We start from the raw sequence: 22,143 nt of genomic DNA, 5'->3' as shown, positions 1-22,143 counted from the left end.
TCACTGCGCACAGCGTCAAAGCGCAAAACCGTAACGAAAACTTTACGAAATTCGGTAACTTTTCCTACATAACCCGGCAACCCTGGATGGCTTCCCGGCCCAAGGCGCGTATCAATAGGCTCATCCCAGGACATAACAAGAACGAATGCCTAGCAGGAGAGCAGCATGAAGCAGACGCAGTACGTGGCCCGCGAGCCCGACGCGAACGGTTTTATCGACTACCCGCCCGAAGAACATGCGGTGTGGAACACCCTGATCACGCGCCAGTTGAAAGTGATCGAGGGCCGCGCCTGCCAGGAATACCTGGACGGCATCGACAAGCTCGGCCTGCCCCACGACCGCATTCCGCAACTGGCGGAAATCAACAAAGTGCTGGCCGAGACCACCGGCTGGCAAGTGGCCCGGGTACCGGCGCTGATCCCCTTCCAGACCTTTTTCGAATTGCTCGCCAACAAACAGTTTCCGGTGGCGACGTTTATTCGTACCCGCGAAGAGCTGGATTACCTGCAGGAACCGGATATTTTTCACGAGATCTTCGGCCACTGCCCACTGCTGACCAACCCCTGGTTCGCAGAATTCACCCACACCTACGGCAAGCTCGGCCTGGCCGCCACCAAGGAACAGCGCGTGTACCTGGCGCGGCTGTACTGGATGACGATCGAGTTCGGCCTGGTGGACACGCCCGAAGGCCGGCGCATCTACGGTGGCGGCATTCTGTCTTCGCCCAAGGAGACGGTGTACTGCCTCTCGGACGAGCCCGAGCACCAAGCCTTCGACCCGCTGGAAGCGATGCGCACGCCGTACCGCATCGACATCCTGCAACCGCTGTACTTCGCCCTGCCCAACCTCAAGCGCCTGTTCGAAGTGGCGCAGGAAGACATCATGGGCATGGTCGAGCGTGGGATGCAGCTGGGCCTGCACGCGCCGAAATTCCCGCCCAAGCCCAAGGCGGCGTGAACCGCGGCTTTTAAGGCCAGGTGAGTCTGTTCCCTGGCCGCGCGTTGCTTTAGGGTGACGCCACTGACGACCGTTTTCCAAACACTCGATTTCAGGAATACCCACATGACCACGTTGAACCAAGCCCACTGCGAAGCCTGCCGCGCCGATGCCCCGCAAGTCAGCGACGAAGAGTTGCCGGTGCTGATCAAGCAGATCCCCGACTGGAACATCGAAGTACGCGACGGCGTGATGCAGCTGGAAAAGGTTTTCCTGTTCAAGAATTTCAAATTCGCCCTGGCGTTCACCAACGCGGTGGGCGTGATCTCCGAGGCTGAAGGCCATCACCCAGGCCTGCTCACCGAATGGGGCAAAGTCACCGTGACCTGGTGGAGCCACTCCATCAAGGGCCTGCACCGCAACGACTTCATCATGGCCGCGCGCACCGACGAAGTAGCCAAGGATGCCGAGGGCCGCAAGTAATGCATTTTGACGCGATTGGCCGGGTGCCCGGAGACCCGATCCTCGGGCTGATGGAGCTGTATGCCCAGGATCCGAGCCCGAACAAGTTCGATCTTGGCGTGGGCGTGTACAAGGACGACCAGGGCCTGACACCGATCCCGCAATCGGTAAAGCTGGCCGAGCAGCGCCTGGTGGAGCAACAAACCACCAAGACCTACATCGGCGGCCACGGCAATGCCGCGTTCGGCGCGCTGATCAGTGAGCTGGTGCTGGGCGCCGGTTCGCCGCTGCTGAGCGCACGCCGTGCCGGCGCCACCCAGACGCCAGGCGGCACCGGCGCGCTGCGCCTGAGCGCCGACTTTATCGCCCACAGCCTGCCCGGCCGTGGCGTGTGGCTGAGCAACCCGACCTGGCCGATCCACGAAACCATCTTCGCCAAGGCCGGGCTCAAGGTCAGCCATTACCCGTATGTGGGCAGCGACAACCGCCTGGATGTGGCGGCGATGCTGGCCACGCTGTCCACCGTGCCAAAAGGCGATGTGGTGCTGCTGCACGCCTGCTGCCACAACCCAACCGGCTTCGATCTGTCACAGGACGACTGGCGCCAAGTGCTGAACATCGTCCGCGAGCGCGAACTGCTGCCGCTGATCGACTTTGCCTACCAGGGTTTCGGCGATGGCCTGGAACAGGACGCCTGGGCAGTACGGCTGTTTGCGGCCGAGCTGCCTGAAGTGCTGATCACCAGTTCCTGCTCGAAGAACTTTGGCTTGTACAGCGACCGCGTGGGCGCGCTGATTGTGTGCGCGGGGAACGCTGAGAAGCTGACGGATGTGCGCAGCCAGCTGGCGTTTATTGCGCGCAACCTGTGGTCGACGCCGCCGGATCATGGTGCTGCGGTAGTGGCGACCATTCTGGGTGATGCCGGGTTGAAAAAGCAGTGGGCCGAGGAAGTTGAAGCGATGCGGGCGCGGATTGCACAGTTGCGTTCCGGATTGGTGGAAGCCTTGGCGCCGCATGGTTTGTCGGAGCGGTTTGCGCATATCGCGGCGCAACGCGGGATGTTTTCCTATACCGGGTTGAGTGCGGAACAAGTGAAGCAACTGCGGGAGAAGCACAGCGTGTATATGGTCAATTCCGGGCGTGCAAACGTGGCGGGGATTGATGCGACGCGGTTGACGTTGCTGGCTGAGGCAATCGCCGATGTCTCCAATACCTAACTGAAGAAACCCGATAAAAATGTGGGAGCTGGCTTGCCTGCGATAGCATCAACTCGGTTTTACAGACAGACCGAGGCGTCTGCATCGCAGGCAAGCCAGCTCCCACATTCGGACCGCGCCAGTCTTTAGCCCACAACCATCTCGGCCTTGAGCTGCGCCTCCTTGGCCTGGGCATCCGCCAACCGATACAACTCGATATGCCCATCCCAGTGCTCGATCAATGCCGTGCACGACTCCACCCAATCCCCGCAATTGAGGTAATCCACCTCGCCCACCTTGCGAATCTCCGCGTGGTGAATATGCCCGCACACCACACCGTGCAATTCTCGCTTGGTCACTTCGTGGGCAATCGCTTCTTCGAAATCACTGATAAAGCTCACCGCCGTCTTGACCTTGTGCTTGAGGTACGCCGACAACGACCAATAGCCGTATCCATAACGCGCCCGCCAGTGGTTCAACCAGCGGTTGAGGGTAAGGGTGAACTCGTAGGCCGAGTCGCCAAGGAACGCCAGCCAGCGGTGATATCGGGTGATCACGTCGAACTGATCGCCGTGGATCACCAGCAAATGCCGGCCATCGGCAGTCACATGCACCGCTTCGTCGACCAACTGGATGTTGCCGAGGATCAGCTTCGAATAGCGCCGCAGGAACTCATCATGGTTGCCGGTGACGTAGATCACCTCGGTGCCGCGCTTGCTCATGGTCAGCAGGCGGCGGATCACGTTGGTGTGGGCCTGGGGCCAATACATGCCGCTGCGCAGCTTCCAGCCGTCGATGATATCGCCCACCAGGTAGACCTTGTCGGCGTGGTAGCCCTTGAGAAAATGCGAAAGGTGTTCGGCCTGGCAATCCCGGGTGCCCAAATGCACGTCGGAAATCCACAGGGTACGCACGCGTTGCTTACGGCTGGGCTTGGCGAGTTCGGCGCTGGTCATGGGCATGCCTCACGGTGTTTTCGCGAGCTTGCGCCCATGGAGTTAATAGCCCATGACAGTGTTGCGTCAGTCTGATGACAGCGCTCACAGACGGCGAAGCGATGTAAACTGCGGGCCTGCCCAGGAGATTGCGATGAGACCCAACCTCACGCTACGCCACTACGTCGAAGAGCCCATCGCCCACAGCCACGACCACGCACAGCTGGTGTTTGGCCTGTCCGGGCATCTGGACTTCGAGGTGGATGGCCGAGGCAGCCAGGTGCAGCACAGCAGCGTGATGGTGCTGCCCTACACCGCCCACCACGCGTGCATCAGTCGCGATGGCAGCCGCTGCCTGGTGCTGGACGTGCCCGACGAACACTGGTTGGCGCAATCCCTGGGCGAGCATGCCGACGCCAGCCGCCGCTTGCTCGACCAGTGCGCACACCTGACCCTCGACCACCGCCAAAGCCAACTGGTGCAATGGCTGGCGAGCAGCCCGGTGGACGATCCGCTGATCGTCCAGCAAGGTGCGGTATTGTTGCTGGCCAGCCTCAATCTCGCACAACCGCCGGCGGGCAAGCGCCTGCCGTATGCCGCGTTCAATGCGCATATCCAGCGGCACGCCGCGCACCCGTTGCAAGTGGCAGATCTGGCGAAGATCGCCGACCTGTCCGTCGCCCGCCTGCATGCGCGGTTTGTGGCGGAATGCGGGCAGACGCCGATGGACTACATCCGCAGCCGGCGCTTGCAGATGGCCCGTGGCTTGCTGCGCGACAGCCAGTTACCCATCGGCGAGATTGCCGTGCGGGTTGGCTATGGTTCGCAAAGTGCTTTTGCCGCGGCGATGTTGCGGGAGTTTGGCAGCTCTCCCGGAGCCATTCGACGAGCGCGGTCTCCTGTAGGAGCTGGCTTGCCTGCGATAGCAGTGGATCAGCTAATAATTGATTGACTGACCCTCCGCTATCGCAGGCAAGCCAGCTCCCACATTTGATCTCCTCGGCTTTTGAAACAAGAGTCCTGCGACAAAACCCGCGAGCCCGACGACAGACGCGAATGCCTGCAACCCTCTAGACTGCGATCCTGTAAACAACCCGTTGCCTAAGGATCGCAATGACTCCCCGCACAGCCCTCGGCGCCCTGCATATCGGCGCATTGATGTTTGGCCTCACCGGCGTGTTCGGCAAACTGGCGGCCGCTTCGCCGGCGATTATCGTGTTCGGCCGCGCCGCGTTCGCGGTGATTGCCCTGGCGATCTTCGCGCGTTTTGCCAGCAACACCACCTGGCAAAAGCTGCAAGCCCGGGACTGGCGCCGCCTGCTGGTCAGCGGCCTGCTGTTGGCCGCGCATTGGGTGAGTTTCTTTATTGCGGTAAAGATTGCAGGCGTGGCCATCGCCACCCTGGGCTTCACCACCTTCCCGGCATTTACCGTGATCCTCGAAGGCCTGATTTTCCGCGAGCGGATCCGCGCCAATGAAATCCTGCTGGTGGTGCTGGTGAGCATCGGGCTGGTGCTGGTCACCCCGGACTTCAACCTCGCCAGCCAAGCCACCAGCGGCCTATTGTGGGCGGTCGGTTCCGGTTTGCTGTTCTCGCTGCTGTCATTGAACAACCGCGCCAGCGGGCGCATTCCGCCAGTGCAGGCCGCCTTGTGCCAGAACGTAGTGGTGGCGCTGTGCTTGTTCCCGGTCGCGGCGCCCGGGCTGTCCGAAGTGCGTGCGCTGGACTGGCTGTGGATCGGCTTGCTCGGGGTGTTCTGCACCGGCCTGGCGCATAGCCTGTTTGTCGCCAGCCTCGCGGTGCTCAAGGCGCGCACCGCAGCGGTGGTATTCGCCATGGAGCCGGTGTACGGCATCACGGTGGCCTGGCTGCTGTTTGCCGAAACCCCGACCTTGCGCATGCTGATGGGCGGCGCGCTGATCATTGTCGCCATCGTAGTGTCCGGGCTGATGGGCAGCGCCAAACCCGCCAAGCAACCCGCCACTGCGGCCTGATCTATACTTTGTGGGTCCGTGACAGTGTGTGGTCGTTCAACGGATCCAGACTTCTCGACGACAGCCCGGGTGCTTTTTGAAGTTGCTGCAAGCGAGTGGTCATTCCATCAACGCGATGCAGGGGTTGCACCATGGAAATCTTCATCAGCCTGGTTCTTCAGATCATCAGCGGCGCCATCGGCGGGCAGATCGCAGGCCTTGGCAAACACAGCCTGGGCACCGGGCTCAATACCCTGGTCGGCGGGGTTGGCGGCCTGGTATTGGGCCAACTCGTCTCGCTGATTACCGGTACTGAAACGGCCACTGACCTGACGCTGGCCGCCCTGGCCAGCAACATCATCGGCGGCGGGGTCGGCGGGTTGGTGCTGACGGTGGTCGTCAGTTGGATCAAACAGCGCATGGCCAGCAAATAGCCGTCTTTATTGCACGCGGTCGTTATGCCCCAGGTCCCGTTGCGGGTCGATCTGGTCGCGCACCCGTTGCTTGAGCACCTTGGCTTCCGGGAAGCCACCGTCGGCCTTGCGCTCCCAGATCTGCACACCGTCGCAGGTAATCCGAAACGCGCCGCCGGTAGCCGGTTCCAGAGCCACTTTGCCCAGGTCATCGGCAAAGGTGCTCAACAGTTCCTGGGCCAGCCAGGCGGCGCGCAACAGCCACTGGCACTGGGTGCAATAGGTGATGACAATTTCGGGTTTGGCCGCTGACATGAATTGACAGGCTCCTGCTTGGCGGGTTGAAAGGATCGAGTGGCTATAATACCGGCCTTTATCGCCCAGCCTTGAGATTGATGATGCGCCGCCTGTTGTCCTGCCTGTTGCTGTGCCTGTTCCCTGTCCTCGTCCAAGCCGTCGAAAACCCGCGCCCGAAGATCGGCCTGGTGCTCTCCGGCGGCGCCGCCCGTGGCCTGGCACACATTGGCGTGCTCAAGGCCCTGGAAGAGCAAGGCATCCACATCGATGCAATCGCCGGCACCAGCATGGGCGCGGTGATTGGCGGGCTGTACGCCTCGGGCTACAAGATCGACGAGCTGGAAAAACTCGCGCTGAACATCGACTGGAAACTCGCCCTGTCCGATGCGCCGCCACGGGAAGACGTGCCGTTCCGGCGCAAGCAGGATGACCGGGATTTCCTGGTCAAACAGAAACTCAGCTTCCGTGACGACGGCAGCCTCGGCCTGCCACTGGGGGTGATCCAGGGCCAGAACCTGGCCTTGCTGCTGGAAAGCATGTTCGCCCACACCAGTAACGTGCGGGATTTCGACAAGCTGCCGATCCCCTTCCGCGCCGTGGCCACCGACATTACCAGCGGCGAAAAAGTGGTGTTCCGCAAAGGCCACTTACCCCAGGTGATCCGCGCCAGCATGTCGATCCCGGCGGTGTTTGCCCCGGTGGAACTGGACGGCCGGCTGCTGGTGGACGGCGGCATGACCGATAACATCCCTCTGGATGTGGCGCGGGAAATGGGGGTCGATATCGCCATCGTCGTCGACATCGGCACCCCGCTGCGCACACGCAAGCAACTCAATACCGTAGTGGACGTACTCAACCAGTCCATCACCCTGATGACCCGGCGCAACTCCGAGGAACAACTCAAGGCCCTGGCGCCCCGCGACGTGCTGATCCAGCCGCCGTTGGCCGCCTACGGGGTAACGGACTTCGGGCGGGCCAAGGACATGATCGACGCCGGCTACCGCGCCACCCGCGCCCTCGACGTACGCCTGGCCCACCTGCGCCCGGCCGAGCCGGTAGACCCTTCGCTGGTGGCCGCCCGCACGCCTGGCGAGCGCAACCCGGTGATCACCGCGATCAAGGTGGAGAACGACTCCAAGGTGGGCGACGAGGTGATCCGCTACTACATCCGCCAGAACCTCGGCGAGCCGCTGGACCTGGCCCGCCTGCAAACCGACATGGGCACCCTGTACGGCCTGGATTACTTCGAGCAGGTGCAATACCGCGTGGTGAAAAAGGGCAAGGACAACACCCTGGTCATCAGCGCCCGGGGCAAACGCAGCGGCACCGACTACCTGCGCCTGGGCCTCAACCTGTCGGATGACATGCGCGGCGACAGCGCCTTCAACCTCGGCGCCAGCTACCGCATGAACGGCATCAACCGCCTCGGCGCCGAATGGCTGACGCGGGTGCAGATTGGTGACAAGCAGGAACTGTACAGCGAGTTCTATCAACCGATGGACACCGGCTCGCGCTACTTCGTCGCGCCCTATATCAGTGCCCAGGCGCAGAACGTTGAACTGATTGAAGACAACAACCCGATCTCCGAGTACCGCCTGGAACGCTATGGCTTCGGGCTGAACGTGGGCCGGCAGATCGGCAACAGCGGCGAGATTCGTTTCGGCGTGGGCGAGGCCTGGGGCAAGGCGGACGTGCGCATTGGCGACCGGGATTCGCCGAGCATCAACTTCAGCGAAGGCTTCTACGAACTGAAGTACTCCTTCGACTCGTTCGACAACGTGTACTTTCCCCACACCGGTGAAGACATCGGCCTGGCCTTCCGTGAGTTCGAACCGGGGCTGGGCTCCGACCAGCGCTATCGGCAGTGGGAGTTCAAGCTGGACAAGGCCATGAGCAGCGGGCCGGACACACTGATCCTCGGCGGGCGCTATGGGCGTACGCTGGACCAGTCGGACGTGGTGATTTCCAGCTTCCTGCTGGGGGGCGCGCGGCAGTTGTCGGGATTCCGCGAGGATGCGATTGCCGGGCAGAACATCAGCCTGATGCGCGCGGTTTACTATCGCCGGCTGACGCCACGGTCTTATCTGCCGCTGGATTTCCCGTTGTACCTCGGGGCGTCACTGGAACGTGGGCGGGCGTGGAACAACGACAATGAGTACGACAGCGGGTACATCAACGCCGCCAGTATTTTCCTGGGGTTTGATACACCGCTGGGGCCGTTGAATTTCAGTTATGGGTTTAACGATGACAACCAGAAGGCGGTGTATTTGAACCTGGGGCAAACGTTCTAGCTACACCACAGAACCCGATGTGGGAGCTGGCTTGCCTGCGATAGCGGTGTATCAGACACAGATGTGCTGGCTGACCCACCGCTATCGCAGGCAAGCCAGCTCCCACATTTTTTGATCTTCGGCGTATCGGGGATCAGGACTTCTCGAGGTTCCCGAGGATGTGCTCATGAACCCGCATGCACACCCGCAAATCCTCTTCATCGACGCCCACAAACAGCTCATGGCGCAAGGCCGTGGCGATGGTTTCGATCTGTTCGATCAATGGCTTCGCGGTGTCACACAGCACGATACGCTTGGCGCGGCGGTCTTCCACCACGGCCTGGCGTTCCACCAGGCCCTGGCCTTCCAGGCTGTCGAGCAAACGGGCCAGGGTAGGCCCTTCTACCCCGACGCTCTGCGCCAGCTCACGCTGGGTAGGCGGCTCGGTAAAACGGGCCAGATGCAGCAGCACCAGCCAGCGTGCCTGGGACAGGCCCAAACCTGCCAGGCGACGATCCAGCTCGGCACGCCAACCTCGGGACATCTGTGCCAACTGCATGCCAAAACGGTGTTGATCGGTTAACGGCATAAAAAACTCATGGGTTAGACTGAAAATAAAGTGTGGCTAATTATTAGTCAGCTAAGCATGACCCATGCCAGTAGGCAAGACCTGGTATGTACTGTTTCGTTACATTGTCCTAACTACGGCATCAAATCTCGAATTCAGACTGCAAAGCAGCCCTGACGCAGTACAAGACACCCTCGGGAACACGGCCGGTAAACAGTGGCGCGATCTCGGAAACAGGTGGCAATTCGCCTTCCCCATCCAGGAACGCATCCTGGATTTCGCCGAGCAAATCTTCCGGCAAATCAAGGGCCTGCTCCAATGACAACTGCTGCTTGCCGATGGACTCGGCGAGCAAGGTGTAGACGTTCTTTTCCGAGCACTGCAACTGCCCGGCGATCTGGATCGGGGTCATGCCGGCACGAGCGAGGCTGATCAGCTCGTGGCGAATATCGGCGACCTCTTTCGGCGCCTCCACCTGGCCGCCGAGCACTTCGAGGAAGGCCTGGCCATAACGCTCCAGCTTGCGCGCACCCACACCGCTGACCCTGGCCATTTCGCCCAGGGTAGTGGGATGGTCGCGGAGCATCTCCAGCAAGGTGGAGTCGGGGAAGATGACGTAAGGCGGCACGCTGTGTTCCTGGGCGAGCTTTTTACGCAGCGCGCGCAAGGCTTCCCACTGTTCGCGCTCTTCGAAGCGCACCAGTTGGCTGGCCTGGCTGGTGCTGGATTTGGCGGTGGTCTGCGGCTTGAGGTCGCGGCGCAGCTCCAGGCTGACTTCGCCCTTGAGCAGTGGCCGGCAACTGTCGTTCAGGCGCAGGCCGCCGTAGCCTTCCAGGTCGATATCCACCAGGCCGCGGGCGACCATCTGCCGGAACAGCGAGCGCCATTCGCCTTCGGCGCGAGCCTTGCCGACGCCGTAGACCGAGAGTTTTTCGTGGCCGAAGCTGCGGATCTTTTCGTTGTCCTTGCCCAACAACACATCCACCAGATGGCCGACGCCATAGCGCTGGCCGGTGCGGTAGATAGCCGACAGCGCCTGGCGCGCCGGCTCGGTCGCGTCCCAGGTCTGCACGCCGTCCACGCAGTTGTCGCAGTGGCCGCAGGGCTCGGGCATGTCTTCGTCGAAGTACGCGAGCAAGGTCTGGCGACGGCAGCGGGTTTCTTCGCACAGCGACAGCATGGCGTCGAGCTTGTGCTGTTCCAGGCGCTTGTGGCGCTCGTCGCCTTCGGAGTTCTGCAGCATCTGCTTGAGCATCACCACGTCTTGCAGGCCGTAGACCATCCAGGCATCCGCGGGCAGGCCGTCACGGCCGGCACGCCCGGTTTCCTGGTAGTACGCCTCGAGGGACTTGGGCAGGTCCATGTGGGCCACGAAGCGCACGTTGGATTTGTCGATGCCCATGCCGAACGCGATGGTGGCGACCATGATCAGGCCTTCCTCATTGAGGAAGCGCTTCTGGTGGTAAGCCCGCAGGTCATTGGGCAGGCCGGCGTGATACGGCAGCGCCGGGTAGCCTTGTTCACTGAGGAACGCGGCGACCTCATCCACCTTCTTGCGCGACAGGCAGTAGACAATGCCGGCGTCGCTGCGCCGATCGGAGAGAAACGCCAGCAACTGCTTGCGCGGCTGTTCCTTGGGCACGATGCGGTAAAAAATATTCGGCCGGTCGAAGCTTGAGAGGAAACGCTCGGCGTCCTGCAGGTGCAGGCGGTCGACGATTTCTTCGCGGGTGCGTTTGTCGGCGGTGGCGGTCAGGGCGATGCGCGGGACGTTGGGGAACAGCTCCGCCAGTTGGCCCAGTTGCAAGTATTCACGCCGGAAGTCGTGGCCCCATTGGGACACGCAGTGAGCTTCGTCGATGGCGAACAGGGCGATTTCCAGGCTCTGCAGGAACGCCAGCATCCGCGGCTGCACCAGGCGCTCGGGCGCCAGGTAAAGCATCTTCACTTCGCCACGCTTGATCCGTGCGGCGAGGTCGCGCTGCTGTTCGGCGCTGAGGGTGGAGTTCAGCGAAGCGGCAGCCACGCCGAGTTCTTCAAGGGTGGCCACCTGGTCGTCCATCAAGGCGATCAACGGCGATACCACCACCGCGAGGCCGTCGCGCAGCAAGGCCGGCACCTGGAAGCACAGCGACTTGCCGCCACCGGTAGGCATCAGTACCAGGGCGTCGCCGCCGTTGGCCACGCGCTCAATGATCGCACCCTGGCGGCCACGAAAACTGTCGTAGCCGAAGATGTCCTTGAGGACGCGTTGAGCCTGCTCGAGCATGAAAAACTCCAAATATCGCCGAAATCCCTCTGTACAGGCTGGTCGAAAAAGCGCGCTTGAGCGGGAAATAATCCGTAAGCGAACTTTTCCCGCGACTGGCGCTTGGCCTGTAGGGGCATCACAAAACGCGGCAGTATACCCGAGGGTCACCCGGCAAAGGGTGCCATTGAGGATATAGCCGGGACGGGAGATGCTGACGTTGCATTCCGTCAGATAGACCCATTTGATCCCTTCGCGGGCAAGCCCGCTCCCACAGAATCTGTGCTGCGGCTGGCCTGGGCGCTCAAGAAAGCCTAGAATTGCCCATCGTTTATTCCCAAGGTAGTCCGTCAATGTCCTTCGCTGAGCAACTAACCCGCCTGCAAGCCTTCCTCGATGCCGATGAGCTGCACGACGAGGCGCTGGACTACGTGGCCGCCCACGGCTATCTGACCGCGCTGTCGATCTGCTCCGACGTCGTGCCCGACCGTGAATGGATCGACGCCCTGTTCTCCGAAGAGCCTCACTACAGTGACGCCGCCCAGCGCGAAGAAATCGAATCCACCTTGCTGGCCCTCAAGGCTCACATCGGCCGTCAACTGGCTTCCGATGAAGAGTTCGAACTGCCTTGCGACCTGGACCTGGGTGAAGACCCGGACGACTCCGAACTGCGCGGCTGGTGCATCGGCTTCATGGAAGGCGTGTTCCTGCGAGAAGAGGCCTGGTTCGAGACGGCTGAAGAAGAAGTCAGCGAAATGCTGCTGCCGATCATGGTCGGTTCCGGCCTGTTCGACGAGCAACCTGAATTCTCCGACATTGCCTCGGACGCCAACCTGATGGACGACATGATCGTTCAGATCCCGGAAGCGCTGACCGCCCTGTACCTGCTGTGCAACGCACCTGACGAAAAGCCGGCGATCCTCAAGCCTCGCCACCACTAAGACCGTTGCCCGTGGCGCCCATGGGCAACCGCTCTGTGATCACGCGCTACGTTCTGCTGGCCATCGGCTGGTTGAGCGTGGCGCTCGGGGTGATCGGCATCTTCCTGCCGGTACTGCCCACGACGCCCTTCCTTCTGCTGGCTGCCGCCTGCTTTGCCCGTAGCTCCCCGCGCTTCTACCAATGGCTGGTGGAACACCAGCGCCTGGGGCCGTGGATTCGTGACTATCTGGATGGCAACGGGATTCCGCTCAAGGGCAAGGTGTATGCCATTGGGTTGATGTGGGTGAGTATCGGGTTTTCCTGCTACCTGGTGCCGCTGATCTGGGCGCGGGGGTTCATGCTGACCAGTGCGGTGTTGGTGACGGTGTATATTTTGCGGCAGAAGACGCTGCCCAAGGCACCGCAGGACTGATGTGAAACCTGGTTTGTGTGGGAGCTGGCTTGCCTGCGATAGCGGTGTGTCAGCCAACACATCCATGCCTGATACACCGCTATCGCAGGCAAGCCAGCTCCTACAGTTTGATCGCTCCAGAGGGATTAGCGCATCGGCGGCAAGCCATACGCCGCCAGGTCAAACTCCGCCAGCTTGCGAATGATCTGGTCGGCATGCGCGTACTTGCTGTCCGCCATCGCTTCATCCGGCACCGCAATCGCGGTCATGTGCGCAGCCTTGGCCGCCGTCACGCCAAACGGCGAATCCTCAAACACCAGGCAATCCTCAGGCGCTACACCCAACCGGCGTGCAGCCGTGAGGAAGATATCCGGCGCAGGCTTGGCCGCCCCCACTTCCGGGTCATCCGCTGTCACGATGGTGTCGAACAGCCCAAACCACTCACGGTGCAACGTGGTCTTGTGGCCAAACGAGTTGCGCGACGAGCTGGTGCCCACGGCAATCGGAATGTTATGCGCCTTCAAGTGCCGCACCAGCGCTTCAGCGCCCGGCATGCCCAAGGCCTTGGGGAAACGCTCGCTCATCAGCGGCTCGCGGATCACCAGGAATTCTGCAGGCGTGATCGGCAGGTCCAGCGCCTTGACAACGTAGTCGGCCAGGTCCTGGGCACCGCGACCAATGATGTGCTGCTTGATCCCCCAGTCATAGGTACGGCCGTAGCGTTCGGCGATGATCTGTGTGACTTCGGTGTAGATGCCTTCTGTGTCCAGCAACAACCCGTCCATATCGAAAATCACAGCCTTGATCGGGACAGCGGTACGCGGTGCATTCATCACTACAGATCCGTGGGCAAAGAACTAAAAGGATTCAGCACAATAACGGCCCGCCTGCGCTGCAAGCAACCGTTAAAGGTCGGTATTGATAATTAATCTCAACTAACTTGCCGTCGCGGCGCTTTCGGCTCTGATCCTACGTCACCCAGGAAGCCAACAGCGCAGCCAAGTTCTTCAAGCCCGACAGCGAAGTGTTCAACACCTCCAGCGACACCGAATCCGTGCTGCCCTCGCCCGACCAGGCGCTGGAGTTGACCTACCGCTACACCGACGGTGAATATGGCGAAGTGATGCCGTCCCAGGTAATCCGCAATACCTCCGGCAGCGTGCCGCAATGGCAGCCCGGCACCATGCGCATCAACGCCTACACCGTGCGCTACACCTTCAAGCCCGAAGACAACCCGTTGATTGATTTCAGCGCCAACGCCTGGACCACCAAGGTCCAGAGCTAAGCGTTCAACGGCCTGGTGACGGTGACGCCTTTGTACGGCCATGACGACGACGCCGACCCGCTCGGTGAAACCTACCAGGACGCGTTGCGCAACCGCACCAAGGACAAGCGTTGGGGCATGGACCTGAACAACACCTCGCGCTTCGACTGCTGGCGCATCTGGAGCGATTCAAACGTTACCCGCAAAACGCCCGGGATCGTGGTGACCGCGGCGTGGCGTACTTGCGGTTTGAAATCGACAGCAACGGGAAGGTGCTGAGTGCGAGCATTGTTCGCTCGGCGGGTTTCGCGGAGTTGGACGCGGCGACGCTGGACATGATCAGCCGCTCCTCCCCCGTACCGCGCCCGCCGCAGGGCAGCAAACTGCGGTTTACGGTACCGGTGGTGTTTGCAAAATAAGTCGTCATGCAACGCAACAGTTTTAAAAGCTGCGTTTTGCAGCAGCGGTCTAGGGTTTGTAGAGACACGTAACCTGCAGCTCATCTGCTGGTTAAAATACCTCTTGCAAGACTTATAAAAGACTTATTAATCTCTGATGAACTCAATCCTTTGGACCCGTAAAGCAGTGAAGCAGTTATTGCGCTTGCATTCACAACATCAAAGGCAAGTTCGCGATGCAGTGTCTGCTCTCGAATACATGCCTGATGTCGCCAACGTCAAAACGCTGGTGAACCACAGCAAGGGTTATCGATTGCGTGCAGGCAACTATCGAGTACTTTTCGACTGGGACGGGGAAATCCATGTGATCAGCATTCAAGAGGTAAAGAAACGTGACGAACGTACCTACTGACATACAAATCATTAACGACCTCGAGGGGAACCCTGCCTTTGTGGTGATCCCTTATGAGCAATACTTGGCTCAGCAGAACCACCAGGATCTCATTCCACATGCGGTCGTCAGCCGTATCGTAGAGGGTGCCACGCCCATCCGGGCCTGGCGCGAACACCTCAACCTGACACAAGAGGAAGTAGCCAAACGCCTTGGCATTTCCCAACCGGCGTATGCCCAACAGGAGGCGGTCAACAAACCGCGTAGGGCGACACGGGAAAAGATTGCAAAGGCATTCGGCATCAACGCAGATCAGTTGGAACTATAAGACTTACTCAGGAAAATCAGCGCCCTCGGTCACGTCAGCCCACGCATCAAAATCCGTACTCAGCGCCTTCACTTTGACCCGCGCAAAGTTCAGCGCAGCCTTGCCCAGCAGCAAGCGCAATGGCGGCTGTTCAGCCTCCACCGCCTTGACGATGGCAATCGCCGCGCGCACCGGATCACCCGGCTGCTTGCCGCTGTAGTTGCGGACCATGTTGGCCCGAGCCACTGCCGTCTCCTTATAGTCGGCAATCCCGTGAGCCGCCTCGTTGGCCGAACGCCCGGCCCAATCAGTGCGGAACGGACCTGGCTCGACCAGCAACACTTTGATCCCCAGCGGCGCGACCTCCTGGGCCAACGCCTCGGAAAGGCCCTCGACCGCAAACTTGGTCGCGTTGTAGAAACTCAGCGACGGGAACGCCGCAATGCCGCCAACCGACGAAATGTTCACCACGGTGCCTGAACGCCGGGCGCGCATGCCGGGCAAGGCCGCGCGGGTCATGGCGCTCAAGCCCCACACGTTGATTTCGAACATGTTGCGCACATCATCCAGGTCGCTTTCTTCGAAGGAGCCGAAATAGCCGACACCGGCGTTGTTGACCAGCACATCGATATGCCCGAAGCGCGCTTCAGCCGCTTTGACAGCCGCCTCGACCTGGGCCTGGTCGGTCACGTCCAGCTTCAGGACCAGGGCGTTATCTTCGTGGCCGGCGACGATATCCTGCACCTGTTGCGGATTACGCGCGGTCACCACGGTCGGGTAGCCGAGGCTCAAGGTGTGCAACGCCAGTTGGCGGCCGAAACCGGTGGAGCAGCCCGTGATGAACCAGACGGGTTTTGCGGTGGAAGTCGTCATAAAGGGCCAATCCTCGTGTGTGTAGGAAAAGTATGCGCGCCGCAGTTCTTGCTAAAAAGATGCATAATCCGCAAGGCCCTTTCGGAAATACCACACAATGGATACGCCCGATTTCCAGCAACTGCGCCTGTTTTTGCAGGTTGCCCGCTCGAAAAGCTTCACCCAGGCAGCCGACGCCAGCAGCCTCTCGGTGTCGACCGTCAGCCATCGCGTGCGCGCCCTGGAGAAACAGCTGGGTGTGCAATTGCTCAACCGCACCACCCGCAGCGTCAGCGTGACCGAAGCCGGCGAGCAGTTGATCCAGAAGATCACGCCGCTGCTGGAAGAACTGCAAACCAGCCTGCACAGCGTAGCCGCTGCCACGGTCGACGCCGCCGGCACCTTGCGCCTGAACATTCCCTCCACTGCCAGCAGAATGGTCCTGCAACCGTTACTCCAGCGTTTCCTACGCAAATACTCGGGGATCAATCTGGAAGTGGCGGTGGACAACAGCCTGGTGGACATCGTCGCCCAGGGTTTTGACGCGGGCATCCGTTACGACCACGTGCTGGCCGAAGACATGGTGGTGGTGCCGGTGGCGACGCAGCTGCGATTCGTCATCGTGGCGACGCCGGAGTATTTGCAGGGGCGCAAGCTGCCTACTCATCCCCACGATTTGCTCGAGCATGAGTGCGTCAACTACCGCAGTGCGCAGACCGGCTCGCTGCACCGCTGGGACTTTGAAAAAGCTGGCAAGCAAATGCGGGTCACGGTAAAAGGCCGGCTGGCGACCAATGACGTGGAGTTGATGGTGCGGGGCGCGCTGGATGGATTTGGCTTTGCCTACGTGGCCCGCTCCAGCGTCGAGCAGTACCTGCAACGCGGTGAGCTGGTGGAGGTTTTGGACGACTGGATTGCCCACAGTGCGCTGTATTTGTATTACTTCAACCGTACGAACACGCCGAAGAAATTGCGGGTGTTTATCGAGTTCCTGAAGGAAGAATTCGGGACCTGATCCATTCACAAAGCGAACCCCATCATGCTCTACCGTTTTGCCGCCGACGGCCTGGTGCTGTTTCATTTGTCGTTCATTTTGTTTGTGCTGTTTGGCGGGTTGCTCGCACTTAAATGGCGGCCGGTCATGTGGCTGCACTTGCCTGCTGCCGCGTGGGGCGTTGCGGTGGAGGTGTTCCACCTGCCCTGCCCGCTGACCCGCTGGGAAAATCTGTTTCGCCATTTGGCCGGGCAGGACGGTTATGGCGGCGGGTTTATCGAGCACTACATCCTGACCCTGATCTACCCGGCCGGGCTGACGCCGCAGATCCAGCTGGGGCTGGGCGCGCTGGTGCTGTTAATCAATATCGCGGTGTATGTGCGATTGATCAGGCGCCGTTAGGCAGGCAGCCAATGCCCGCCAACGTCGCCTCGACGGCCTCATCCAAAGGCGTGTGCGGTTCGCTGCCCAATGTCTGTACCAGGAGGCGGTTATCCATGCGCACCTCGGTTTGCCACAGGTAACGCATTTCCTGCATCTCACGGAAGGTGGTGACAAAGGGTGCGGCCAGTTTCAGCAGCCACCATGGGAAAGCACGTACAGCAGGTTGCTGGCCGGTCCTGCGTGACACCACTCGCTGAATCGCCTGGCTCATCTGCCGGCCATCGGCGTCGATATGGCCCGCCATATGAAAACGGGCAAAGGCATCCAGAGAGTCTCGGCGTGCAATCAACGCCACCATGGTGCTCGCCACGTCAGGCAGATAGGCCCACTGATGCCCCACGCCGGGCGTGCCTGGATAAGTCACGCTGGTCACCGGCTTTGCGGGCCTGACCAAGCCTTGGGAAAACCAGCTGCTGCCGGCCTTGGCACCGAAAAAATCGCCAGCCCGCACGATCAATACCCGAGCGCCGTGCTGGCTGGCCTCGCGCAAACGCTGCTCCATCTCCACCCGGATCGCGCCCTTGCGGGTACGCGGGTTCTGGGGTGAGTCCTCTTCTAACCGCGCAAATGCATCGGGACCGTAGTTGTAAACCGTGCCCGGCAAGACAATCGTCGCCCCTTCAGCGATAGCCGCCGCAATGCTGTTGTCGATCATCGGCAACACCAGCTCCGCCCAGCGCTGATAGCCGGGCGGGTTCACCGCATGCACGATCACCGAACAGCCCTTCGCCGCCGCAACAACCTCCTCACGATTCAGCGCATCGCCTTTTATCCATATGAAATCGGCGCTCTGTTTGTGGGCCTTATCCACATCCCTCGTCAGGGCGCATACCTGCCAACCGGCGGCAAACAGCTGCCGCGCCACCTCACCACCAATCCCGCCTGTCGCGCCCAACACCAGAACCTTGTTCATGCTTTTTCCCCTGAGGGTTACTTGATGGGGCGATTCTGTTCGTCGCCGGGCTATAGAGGAATTGCCGAAGATCATCCAGACGCTATACATTTATGCATGGCATCGAATATTGGTTGGGAGCTTTACCGGTCATTCCTCGGCGTACTCAAGGAGGGATCACTGTCGGGGGCCGCACGGTTGCTCGGCATTACGCAGCCCACGGTGGGCCGGCACATCGCTGCGCTGGAGAAAGCCCTGGGTGTCGTCCTGTTCACCCGCTCCCCCAGCGGCCTGCTGCCCACGGCCGTCGCCCTCACCCTGCGCACCCACGCCGAGACCATGGAAACCACCGCCGCCGCCCTCGAACGTGCCGCTTCACCTCAAGGCCCGGAAGTGCGAGGCGTGGTGCGGGTGTCTGCCAGCGAAGTGATCGGCGTGGAAGTCCTGCCGCCGATCATCACCCGCCTGCGCCAACAGCACCCGCACCTCAAGGTCGAACTGGTACTGAGCAACCGCCTGCTGGACCTGCTGCAACTGGAAGCCGACATCGCCGTGCGAATGGTCCGACCCAGCCAGGAACAACTGCTGGCAAAACGTATCGGTGTTATCGAAGTCGGCCTGCACGCACGCAACGACTACCTGCAACAACACGGCACACCCCAGAGCCTGAACGACCTCACAGCCCACTCAGTCATCGGCTACGACCAGGAAAGCGCCTTCATCCGCAGCCTGGCCGTCAAAGGGTTCGAGCGCAGCGCGTTTTCACTCAGCAGCGACAGCGACCTCGCACAACTGGCCCTGATCCGCGCCGGCGCCGGCATCGGCGGCTGCCAAGTCAAACTGGCCCGGCAAGACGCCCGCCTGAGCCGGGTCCTGCCCGACGCATTCGCCCTGCAACTGGACACCTGGGTCACCATGCACGAAGACCTGCGCAACAGCCCGCGTTGCCGCGTCACCTTTGATGCCCTGGTGGCCGGTTTGCAGCATTACGTACAGGATTGAGACAGCTTCGCTGGTGAAGAATCAGAGTCCCTCAACCCCTTCATAGACGCCCCCATGTCCGAAGCCTTCGAAGTCCCCAGCCCCCACGAAAAACACGTCGAACACACCACCGAACATGCCCACGGTCGCGGGGACAATTTTGCCAGCCGCATTGCCGTGATGACCGCCATCATGGCCACCGTGGGCGCCATGCTCAGCTACCAGGCCGGCTCCACCGAAAGCGAAGCGGCGATGGACAAAAACAACGCCGCCATCTTCAAGACCGAAGCCGCCAACCAGTGGAACTACTACCAGGCCAAATCCAGCCGGCAGAACCTTGCGGAGCTGGCGACGCATATTCCGGGCGTTGATGCCAAGCACTACACCGATGAGATCGAGCGTTATAAAACCCAGAAGGAAGAGGTGCGCAAACAGGCGGAAAAGCTTGAAGCGACGTCGAAGGAATGGGATGAAAAGTCAGAGCAGGCACTGCATCAACATCACCGCTGGGCACAGGCGATGACCGCGATTCAGATCGCGATTTCGTTGGCGGCGATTACGTTGCTGACAAGGAAGGAATGGTTGAAGCGCATGGCGTATACCGCTGGGGGTGTGAGTGTGGTGCTGGGTGGGATGGCGTGGTTGCATATTTGAGAGCTGGATTCTCATCGCCCCTCGAAAGCAGAAATACGACGTCACGTATCGTCGTATTTCGCTGATAGCTATCACCAAACCAAACCGACTATAAAACTCGCCATCGCTCGCAACCTGGAAAGTTGACTATTGATGGGAGAAAACGAATTCAGTCAGTGCGTCTCGGATGCCAGAAGCGCTGAAACGTTGAACACCTCACTGAATGATTACTTCGCGGCAGAATGCCTTCAGATCTTCGCTCAAGTGGAGGACCTGTTTCTCTACCAGACCAGCAGTACCAAATACCTGACTGAGTTAATGCCGGAAGTGAGCCTCGGCACCAAATTTGTCGGCCTTGAGGTTGAGAAAATCTATTCCGATACGGAGGTTTATACCTTTCGTACGGAAGGGATGAATGGAAACTACTTCTCCGTGATGGTGAAGCCAAAAAAGGTTTGGATTGATGTAAGTTGGGTTGAGCCAGGCAGAGGTGGTAACGGTATATACGCCGCTGTGGGGGCCTTCGCAGCCAATACAAAGCGCGAATTTATCGGCGACCCGGACGGGCTATCGGACATAGCAACGCGCCGCAGAACCGATGCAATGCTTTCATCCGCGCTCAAACACAAAACAACTGACCATGTCCGACCACATCTGCGACAAATTGACGGTGATGAACAACTGGGCATTCCGTCGCTGAGCTGGGTTGACGGTGACACGCTTGGCAATATCCAGCGTATGATTAAAACGACCTATGAATCCCTGACCTTCTACGTGCCGGAGGTACGAAATGCTTATTACGACTTCGCAAACAAAACCTTCCGAGACACTGCGGGCCGACAGCTTCTGGATGGAAATCTGGCAAAGTGGAGCTTTGAGCATCCAGGAAGCCGAAAGGCGGGCGCAGGGCTCGCGACGCTTAAAAGAGGCCTACTCGTCGGTACCCTTCTACGCGAAGAAGGCAGCTCGAGACTCTCAATTCTGGAGCAAATTTTACGCGAGCCGCGTGAATTCGTAGAAAAAGGCAATCTTGCGGGAATCTTCTACTGACCATCTGATGCCCGCTCCTCCCTAACTCACTCATATTCACCAGCCTCCTCGCGCCAGAAAACATCGGCATATTCTGGCATATCGGCTTGGGGTCCCACCTCTACTCGCTATATAGTAAAACGCATAACGCCTGACACTATAAAGCCGAGGAAAAGCCGGTGACCGCACAATCATCCAAGGAAGCTGTGGGCGTCGCCTACAGCATCGACTCAATGCGCTACGCCCAGGCCATGACCTGGCGCGCCATCGAACCACTGTCCAAACTCATCCGCCCCGGCATGCTCGAATCCGAAGCGCGCGAACTCGGCAAAAAAGTCCTCGCCGACCTCGACATGCAACGCATCTGGCACCCGCTGCTGGTGCGCTTTGGTGCCAACACCCTCAAAACTTTCAAGGAACGCTCCGACGGCGACCCGGTTCTGGGGGAAAACGACATCTACTTCATCGACATGGGCGCCGTGTGGCAAGGGCATGAAGGGGATGCCGGGGCGACATTCAGCACCGGTAGCAATCCCGAGATGGCCGCGTGCGCGAGCGCAGCGAAAGAATTGTTTGACCGGGTTGAACAGCGCTGGAGGAACGACAAAGTCGTCGGCCTGGATCTGTATCGTTATGCCGAAGAGCAAGCGAAGGAAATGGGTTGGGTGTTGAACCTGGACATCAAAGGGCACCGCGTCAGCGATTTTCCCCATGCGATTTATCGTGGTGGTGATCTTGGGGATTTTGACCAGTATCCGAATGAAGGGCTGTGGATTCTTGAGATACAGATTGCGCATCCGAGCGGAGCTTATGGTGCGTTTTACGAAGATTTGCTGGCTTAACTTTTTCAAGGAATAAAGATGGAACGCTCGACCGAATTTCCCGTGCTGTTGTTTTCCTACGGCACATTGCAGGACAAGGCTGTGCAACTGTCCAACTTTGGCCGGGAGCTGGTGGGTCAGCAGGATGCGATGCTGGGGTACTCGAAAAGCTGGGTGGAGATTACGGACCCTGAGGTGTTGGCGGCCAGTGGCAAGACCCATCATCCGATCGTTGCTCCTAGCGGGCGCAATGAGGACAGTGTTGAGGGGATGGTGTTTCAGATCACTGAGCAGGAACTGGCGGCGGCGGATGCGTATGAGGTGTCGGACTATAAGCGGGTTTCGGTGGGGTTGGCTTCGGGGTTGACGGCTTGGGTTTATGTGCAGGCTTGAGAGCGTGCAGCTCGTCACCCGGGGTGATTTCCTACAGATCAATCGGAAGGCATGCCCTGCCAGGTTTGTGAGGTGGGGCATATAGTTCGCCGGTCGCTCTCAAAGCGACCGG

At 60.2% G+C, this 22,143-nt stretch carries 27 protein-coding genes; 20 read left to right on the top strand and 7 right to left on the bottom strand.

What is annotated here, in order from left to right:
- Nucleotides 1-165 precede the first annotated feature (165 nt).
- The 3 genes from phhA to M2400_RS15405 all read left to right on the top strand — a co-directional run bounded on the left by phhA (nt 166) and on the right by M2400_RS15405 (nt 2,615).
- Nucleotides 166-957 carry a phenylalanine 4-monooxygenase gene (gene phhA / locus M2400_RS15415; protein ID WP_177043019.1) on the top strand — a complete coding sequence of 264 codons (792 nt, stop codon included), beginning with the start codon at nt 166-168 and terminating at the stop codon, nt 955-957.
- Nucleotides 958-1,062: 105 nt separating this feature from the next.
- A complete protein-coding gene (locus M2400_RS15410) occupies nt 1,063-1,419 on the top strand; it encodes a 4a-hydroxytetrahydrobiopterin dehydratase (protein ID WP_003214616.1) in 357 nt (118 codons plus the stop codon).
- A complete protein-coding gene (locus M2400_RS15405; protein ID WP_259195960.1) occupies nt 1,419-2,615 on the top strand; it encodes an amino acid aminotransferase in 1,197 nt (398 codons plus the stop codon). The genes M2400_RS15410 and M2400_RS15405 overlap by 1 nt, the downstream gene beginning before the upstream one ends.
- Before the next feature lie 125 nt (nt 2,616-2,740).
- Here the strand turns inward: M2400_RS15405 and M2400_RS15400 are convergent, their stop codons facing one another.
- A complete protein-coding gene (locus M2400_RS15400; protein ID WP_177043017.1) occupies nt 2,741-3,550 on the bottom strand; it encodes a UDP-2,3-diacylglucosamine diphosphatase in 810 nt (269 codons plus the stop codon).
- Nucleotides 3,551-3,683: 133 nt separating this feature from the next.
- Between M2400_RS15400 and M2400_RS15395 the strand changes: the two genes are divergently transcribed.
- The 3 genes from M2400_RS15395 (at nt 3,684) to M2400_RS15385 (ending at nt 5,937) form a co-directional block, all read left to right on the top strand.
- Nucleotides 3,684-4,481, top strand: coding sequence for an AraC family transcriptional regulator (locus M2400_RS15395; RefSeq protein ID WP_259195961.1), 798 nt, complete (start codon nt 3,684-3,686; stop codon nt 4,479-4,481).
- Nucleotides 4,482-4,642: 161 nt separating this feature from the next.
- A complete protein-coding gene (locus M2400_RS15390; RefSeq protein WP_259195962.1) occupies nt 4,643-5,524 on the top strand; it encodes a DMT family transporter in 882 nt (293 codons plus the stop codon).
- A gap of 131 nt (nt 5,525-5,655) precedes the next feature.
- Nucleotides 5,656-5,937 (top strand): hypothetical protein, encoded by a 282-nt coding sequence (locus M2400_RS15385; RefSeq protein ID WP_177113629.1) that lies wholly within the window; start codon nt 5,656-5,658, stop codon nt 5,935-5,937.
- 6 nt (nt 5,938-5,943) lie between these two features.
- Here the strand turns inward: M2400_RS15385 and M2400_RS15380 are convergent, their stop codons facing one another.
- Nucleotides 5,944-6,231 carry a SelT/SelW/SelH family protein gene (locus tag M2400_RS15380; protein WP_093207434.1) on the bottom strand — a complete coding sequence of 96 codons (288 nt, stop codon included), beginning with the start codon at nt 6,229-6,231 and terminating at the stop codon, nt 5,944-5,946.
- Between the two features lie 83 nt (nt 6,232-6,314).
- On the opposite strand from M2400_RS15380, the gene M2400_RS15375 reads away from it, so the two are divergent.
- Nucleotides 6,315-8,504, top strand: a complete 2,190-nt coding sequence (locus M2400_RS15375; RefSeq protein WP_259195963.1) for a patatin-like phospholipase family protein — start codon at nt 6,315-6,317, stop codon at nt 8,502-8,504.
- Nucleotides 8,505-8,637: 133 nt separating this feature from the next.
- Here the strand turns inward: M2400_RS15375 and M2400_RS15370 are convergent, their stop codons facing one another.
- Nucleotides 8,638-9,072 (bottom strand): MarR family transcriptional regulator, encoded by a 435-nt coding sequence (locus M2400_RS15370; RefSeq protein WP_010166006.1) that lies wholly within the window; start codon nt 9,070-9,072, stop codon nt 8,638-8,640.
- Between the two features lie 121 nt (nt 9,073-9,193).
- The gene (recQ, locus tag M2400_RS15365) at nt 9,194-11,320 is read right to left on the bottom strand and encodes a DNA helicase RecQ (RefSeq protein ID WP_177043012.1); all 2,127 of its coding nucleotides are present in this window, start codon (nt 11,318-11,320) and stop codon (nt 9,194-9,196) included.
- Between the two features lie 332 nt (nt 11,321-11,652).
- Here recQ and M2400_RS15360 point away from each other — a divergent pair, with 332 nt between their 5' ends.
- Nucleotides 11,653-12,240: a YecA family protein gene (locus M2400_RS15360; RefSeq protein ID WP_017477430.1), complete on the top strand. Its 588-nt coding sequence runs from the start codon at nt 11,653-11,655 to the stop codon at nt 12,238-12,240.
- Nucleotides 12,241-12,260: 20 nt separating this feature from the next.
- Nucleotides 12,261-12,653, top strand: a complete 393-nt coding sequence (locus tag M2400_RS15355) for a YbaN family protein (protein WP_259195964.1) — start codon at nt 12,261-12,263, stop codon at nt 12,651-12,653.
- Between the two features lie 125 nt (nt 12,654-12,778).
- Here M2400_RS15355 and M2400_RS15350 read toward each other — a convergent pair whose 3' ends face one another.
- On the bottom strand, nt 12,779-13,465 hold the full coding sequence (locus tag M2400_RS15350) for an HAD-IA family hydrolase (RefSeq protein WP_177131618.1): 687 nt from the start codon (nt 13,463-13,465) through the stop codon (nt 12,779-12,781).
- A gap of 191 nt (nt 13,466-13,656) precedes the next feature.
- Here M2400_RS15350 and M2400_RS15345 point away from each other — a divergent pair, with 191 nt between their 5' ends.
- The 4 genes from M2400_RS15345 (at nt 13,657) to M2400_RS15330 (ending at nt 15,013) form a co-directional block, all read left to right on the top strand.
- The gene (locus tag M2400_RS15345) at nt 13,657-13,917 is read left to right on the top strand and encodes a hypothetical protein (RefSeq protein ID WP_177077298.1); all 261 of its coding nucleotides are present in this window, start codon (nt 13,657-13,659) and stop codon (nt 13,915-13,917) included.
- A gap of 110 nt (nt 13,918-14,027) precedes the next feature.
- On the top strand, nt 14,028-14,315 hold the full coding sequence (locus M2400_RS15340; RefSeq protein ID WP_259195965.1) for an energy transducer TonB: 288 nt from the start codon (nt 14,028-14,030) through the stop codon (nt 14,313-14,315).
- A 136-nt stretch (nt 14,316-14,451) separates the two neighbouring features.
- Nucleotides 14,452-14,706: a type II toxin-antitoxin system RelE/ParE family toxin gene (locus M2400_RS15335; protein ID WP_177043007.1), complete on the top strand. Its 255-nt coding sequence runs from the start codon at nt 14,452-14,454 to the stop codon at nt 14,704-14,706.
- Nucleotides 14,687-15,013 (top strand): helix-turn-helix domain-containing protein, encoded by a 327-nt coding sequence (locus M2400_RS15330; RefSeq protein WP_177043006.1) that lies wholly within the window; start codon nt 14,687-14,689, stop codon nt 15,011-15,013. Before M2400_RS15335 ends, M2400_RS15330 begins: the two co-directional genes overlap by 20 nt.
- A 3-nt stretch (nt 15,014-15,016) precedes the next feature.
- On the opposite strand, the gene M2400_RS15325 is transcribed toward M2400_RS15330, so the two are convergent.
- Nucleotides 15,017-15,865, bottom strand: a complete 849-nt coding sequence (locus M2400_RS15325; RefSeq protein ID WP_177043005.1) for an oxidoreductase — start codon at nt 15,863-15,865, stop codon at nt 15,017-15,019.
- 97 nt (nt 15,866-15,962) lie between these two features.
- Between M2400_RS15325 and M2400_RS15320 the strand changes: the two genes are divergently transcribed.
- Together M2400_RS15320 and M2400_RS15315 are read left to right on the top strand one after the other, a co-directional pair.
- A complete protein-coding gene (locus tag M2400_RS15320) occupies nt 15,963-16,859 on the top strand; it encodes a LysR family transcriptional regulator (RefSeq protein ID WP_259195966.1) in 897 nt (298 codons plus the stop codon).
- Nucleotides 16,860-16,883: 24 nt separating this feature from the next.
- Entirely contained in the window at nt 16,884-17,240 is a 357-nt protein-coding gene (locus M2400_RS15315; protein WP_177043004.1) for a DUF2784 domain-containing protein, read from the top strand.
- Here M2400_RS15315 and M2400_RS15310 read toward each other — a convergent pair.
- The gene (locus tag M2400_RS15310) at nt 17,227-18,195 is read right to left on the bottom strand and encodes an SDR family oxidoreductase (RefSeq protein WP_259195967.1); all 969 of its coding nucleotides are present in this window, start codon (nt 18,193-18,195) and stop codon (nt 17,227-17,229) included. The two genes, M2400_RS15315 and M2400_RS15310, sit on opposite strands and share 14 nt — an antisense overlap.
- 96 nt (nt 18,196-18,291) lie before the next feature.
- Here M2400_RS15310 and M2400_RS15305 point away from each other — a divergent pair, with 96 nt between their 5' ends.
- From M2400_RS15305 to M2400_RS15285, 5 genes are all read left to right on the top strand, one after another.
- Nucleotides 18,292-19,176, top strand: coding sequence for a LysR family transcriptional regulator (locus tag M2400_RS15305; protein ID WP_259195968.1), 885 nt, complete (start codon nt 18,292-18,294; stop codon nt 19,174-19,176).
- Nucleotides 19,177-19,230: 54 nt separating this feature from the next.
- Nucleotides 19,231-19,809, top strand: a complete 579-nt coding sequence (locus M2400_RS15300) for a DUF4337 domain-containing protein (protein ID WP_259195969.1) — start codon at nt 19,231-19,233, stop codon at nt 19,807-19,809.
- A gap of 132 nt (nt 19,810-19,941) precedes the next feature.
- Nucleotides 19,942-20,838 (top strand): hypothetical protein, encoded by an 897-nt coding sequence (locus M2400_RS15295; protein ID WP_259195971.1) that lies wholly within the window; start codon nt 19,942-19,944, stop codon nt 20,836-20,838.
- 158 nt (nt 20,839-20,996) lie between these two features.
- The gene (locus M2400_RS15290; RefSeq protein ID WP_259195972.1) at nt 20,997-21,659 is read left to right on the top strand and encodes an aminopeptidase P family protein; all 663 of its coding nucleotides are present in this window, start codon (nt 20,997-20,999) and stop codon (nt 21,657-21,659) included.
- Nucleotides 21,660-21,677: 18 nt separating this feature from the next.
- On the top strand, nt 21,678-22,031 hold the full coding sequence (locus M2400_RS15285) for a gamma-glutamylcyclotransferase family protein (RefSeq protein WP_177042999.1): 354 nt from the start codon (nt 21,678-21,680) through the stop codon (nt 22,029-22,031).
- Nucleotides 22,032-22,143: the final 112 nt, after the last annotated feature.

This window comes from Pseudomonas sp. BIGb0558 (assembly GCF_024807515.1).
In the GTDB taxonomy this organism is placed as follows: domain Bacteria; phylum Pseudomonadota; class Gammaproteobacteria; order Pseudomonadales; family Pseudomonadaceae; genus Aquipseudomonas; species Aquipseudomonas yamanorum_A.
Note: the sequence above shows the minus strand (reverse complement) of the source record. Positions and strands in the feature narration are given on the sequence as shown.

Bases quoted from the DNA above. Each gene is read 5' to 3' on its own strand.
- M2400_RS15395 (WP_259195961.1), top strand. From the start codon at position 3,684: ATGAGACCCAACCTCACGCTACGCCACTACGTCGAAGAGCCCATCGCC.
- M2400_RS15295 (WP_259195971.1), top strand. From the start codon at position 19,942: ATGGGAGAAAACGAATTCAGTCAGTGCGTCTCGGATGCCAGAAGCGCT.
- M2400_RS15360 (WP_017477430.1), top strand. From the start codon at position 11,653: ATGTCCTTCGCTGAGCAACTAACCCGCCTGCAAGCCTTCCTCGATGCC.
- M2400_RS15355 (WP_259195964.1), top strand. From the start codon at position 12,261: ATGGGCAACCGCTCTGTGATCACGCGCTACGTTCTGCTGGCCATCGGC.
- phhA (WP_177043019.1), top strand. From the start codon at position 166: ATGAAGCAGACGCAGTACGTGGCCCGCGAGCCCGACGCGAACGGTTTT.
- M2400_RS15410 (WP_003214616.1), top strand. From the start codon at position 1,063: ATGACCACGTTGAACCAAGCCCACTGCGAAGCCTGCCGCGCCGATGCC.
- M2400_RS15315 (WP_177043004.1), top strand. From the start codon at position 16,884: ATGCTCTACCGTTTTGCCGCCGACGGCCTGGTGCTGTTTCATTTGTCG.
- recQ (WP_177043012.1), bottom strand. From the start codon at position 11,320: ATGCTCGAGCAGGCTCAACGCGTCCTCAAGGACATCTTCGGCTACGAC.
- M2400_RS15350 (WP_177131618.1), bottom strand. From the start codon at position 13,465: ATGAATGCACCGCGTACCGCTGTCCCGATCAAGGCTGTGATTTTCGAT.
- M2400_RS15305 (WP_259195968.1), top strand. From the start codon at position 18,292: ATGGCATCGAATATTGGTTGGGAGCTTTACCGGTCATTCCTCGGCGTA.
- M2400_RS15390 (WP_259195962.1), top strand. From the start codon at position 4,643: ATGACTCCCCGCACAGCCCTCGGCGCCCTGCATATCGGCGCATTGATG.
- M2400_RS15320 (WP_259195966.1), top strand. From the start codon at position 15,963: ATGGATACGCCCGATTTCCAGCAACTGCGCCTGTTTTTGCAGGTTGCC.
- M2400_RS15405 (WP_259195960.1), top strand. From the start codon at position 1,419: ATGCATTTTGACGCGATTGGCCGGGTGCCCGGAGACCCGATCCTCGGG.
- M2400_RS15325 (WP_177043005.1), bottom strand. From the start codon at position 15,865: ATGACGACTTCCACCGCAAAACCCGTCTGGTTCATCACGGGCTGCTCC.
- M2400_RS15310 (WP_259195967.1), bottom strand. From the start codon at position 18,195: ATGAACAAGGTTCTGGTGTTGGGCGCGACAGGCGGGATTGGTGGTGAG.
- M2400_RS15335 (WP_177043007.1), top strand. From the start codon at position 14,452: ATGAACTCAATCCTTTGGACCCGTAAAGCAGTGAAGCAGTTATTGCGC.
- M2400_RS15375 (WP_259195963.1), top strand. From the start codon at position 6,315: ATGCGCCGCCTGTTGTCCTGCCTGTTGCTGTGCCTGTTCCCTGTCCTC.
- M2400_RS15400 (WP_177043017.1), bottom strand. From the start codon at position 3,550: ATGACCAGCGCCGAACTCGCCAAGCCCAGCCGTAAGCAACGCGTGCGT.
- M2400_RS15385 (WP_177113629.1), top strand. From the start codon at position 5,656: ATGGAAATCTTCATCAGCCTGGTTCTTCAGATCATCAGCGGCGCCATC.
- M2400_RS15300 (WP_259195969.1), top strand. From the start codon at position 19,231: ATGTCCGAAGCCTTCGAAGTCCCCAGCCCCCACGAAAAACACGTCGAA.
- M2400_RS15370 (WP_010166006.1), bottom strand. From the start codon at position 9,072: ATGCCGTTAACCGATCAACACCGTTTTGGCATGCAGTTGGCACAGATG.
- M2400_RS15380 (WP_093207434.1), bottom strand. From the start codon at position 6,231: ATGTCAGCGGCCAAACCCGAAATTGTCATCACCTATTGCACCCAGTGC.
- M2400_RS15285 (WP_177042999.1), top strand. From the start codon at position 21,678: ATGGAACGCTCGACCGAATTTCCCGTGCTGTTGTTTTCCTACGGCACA.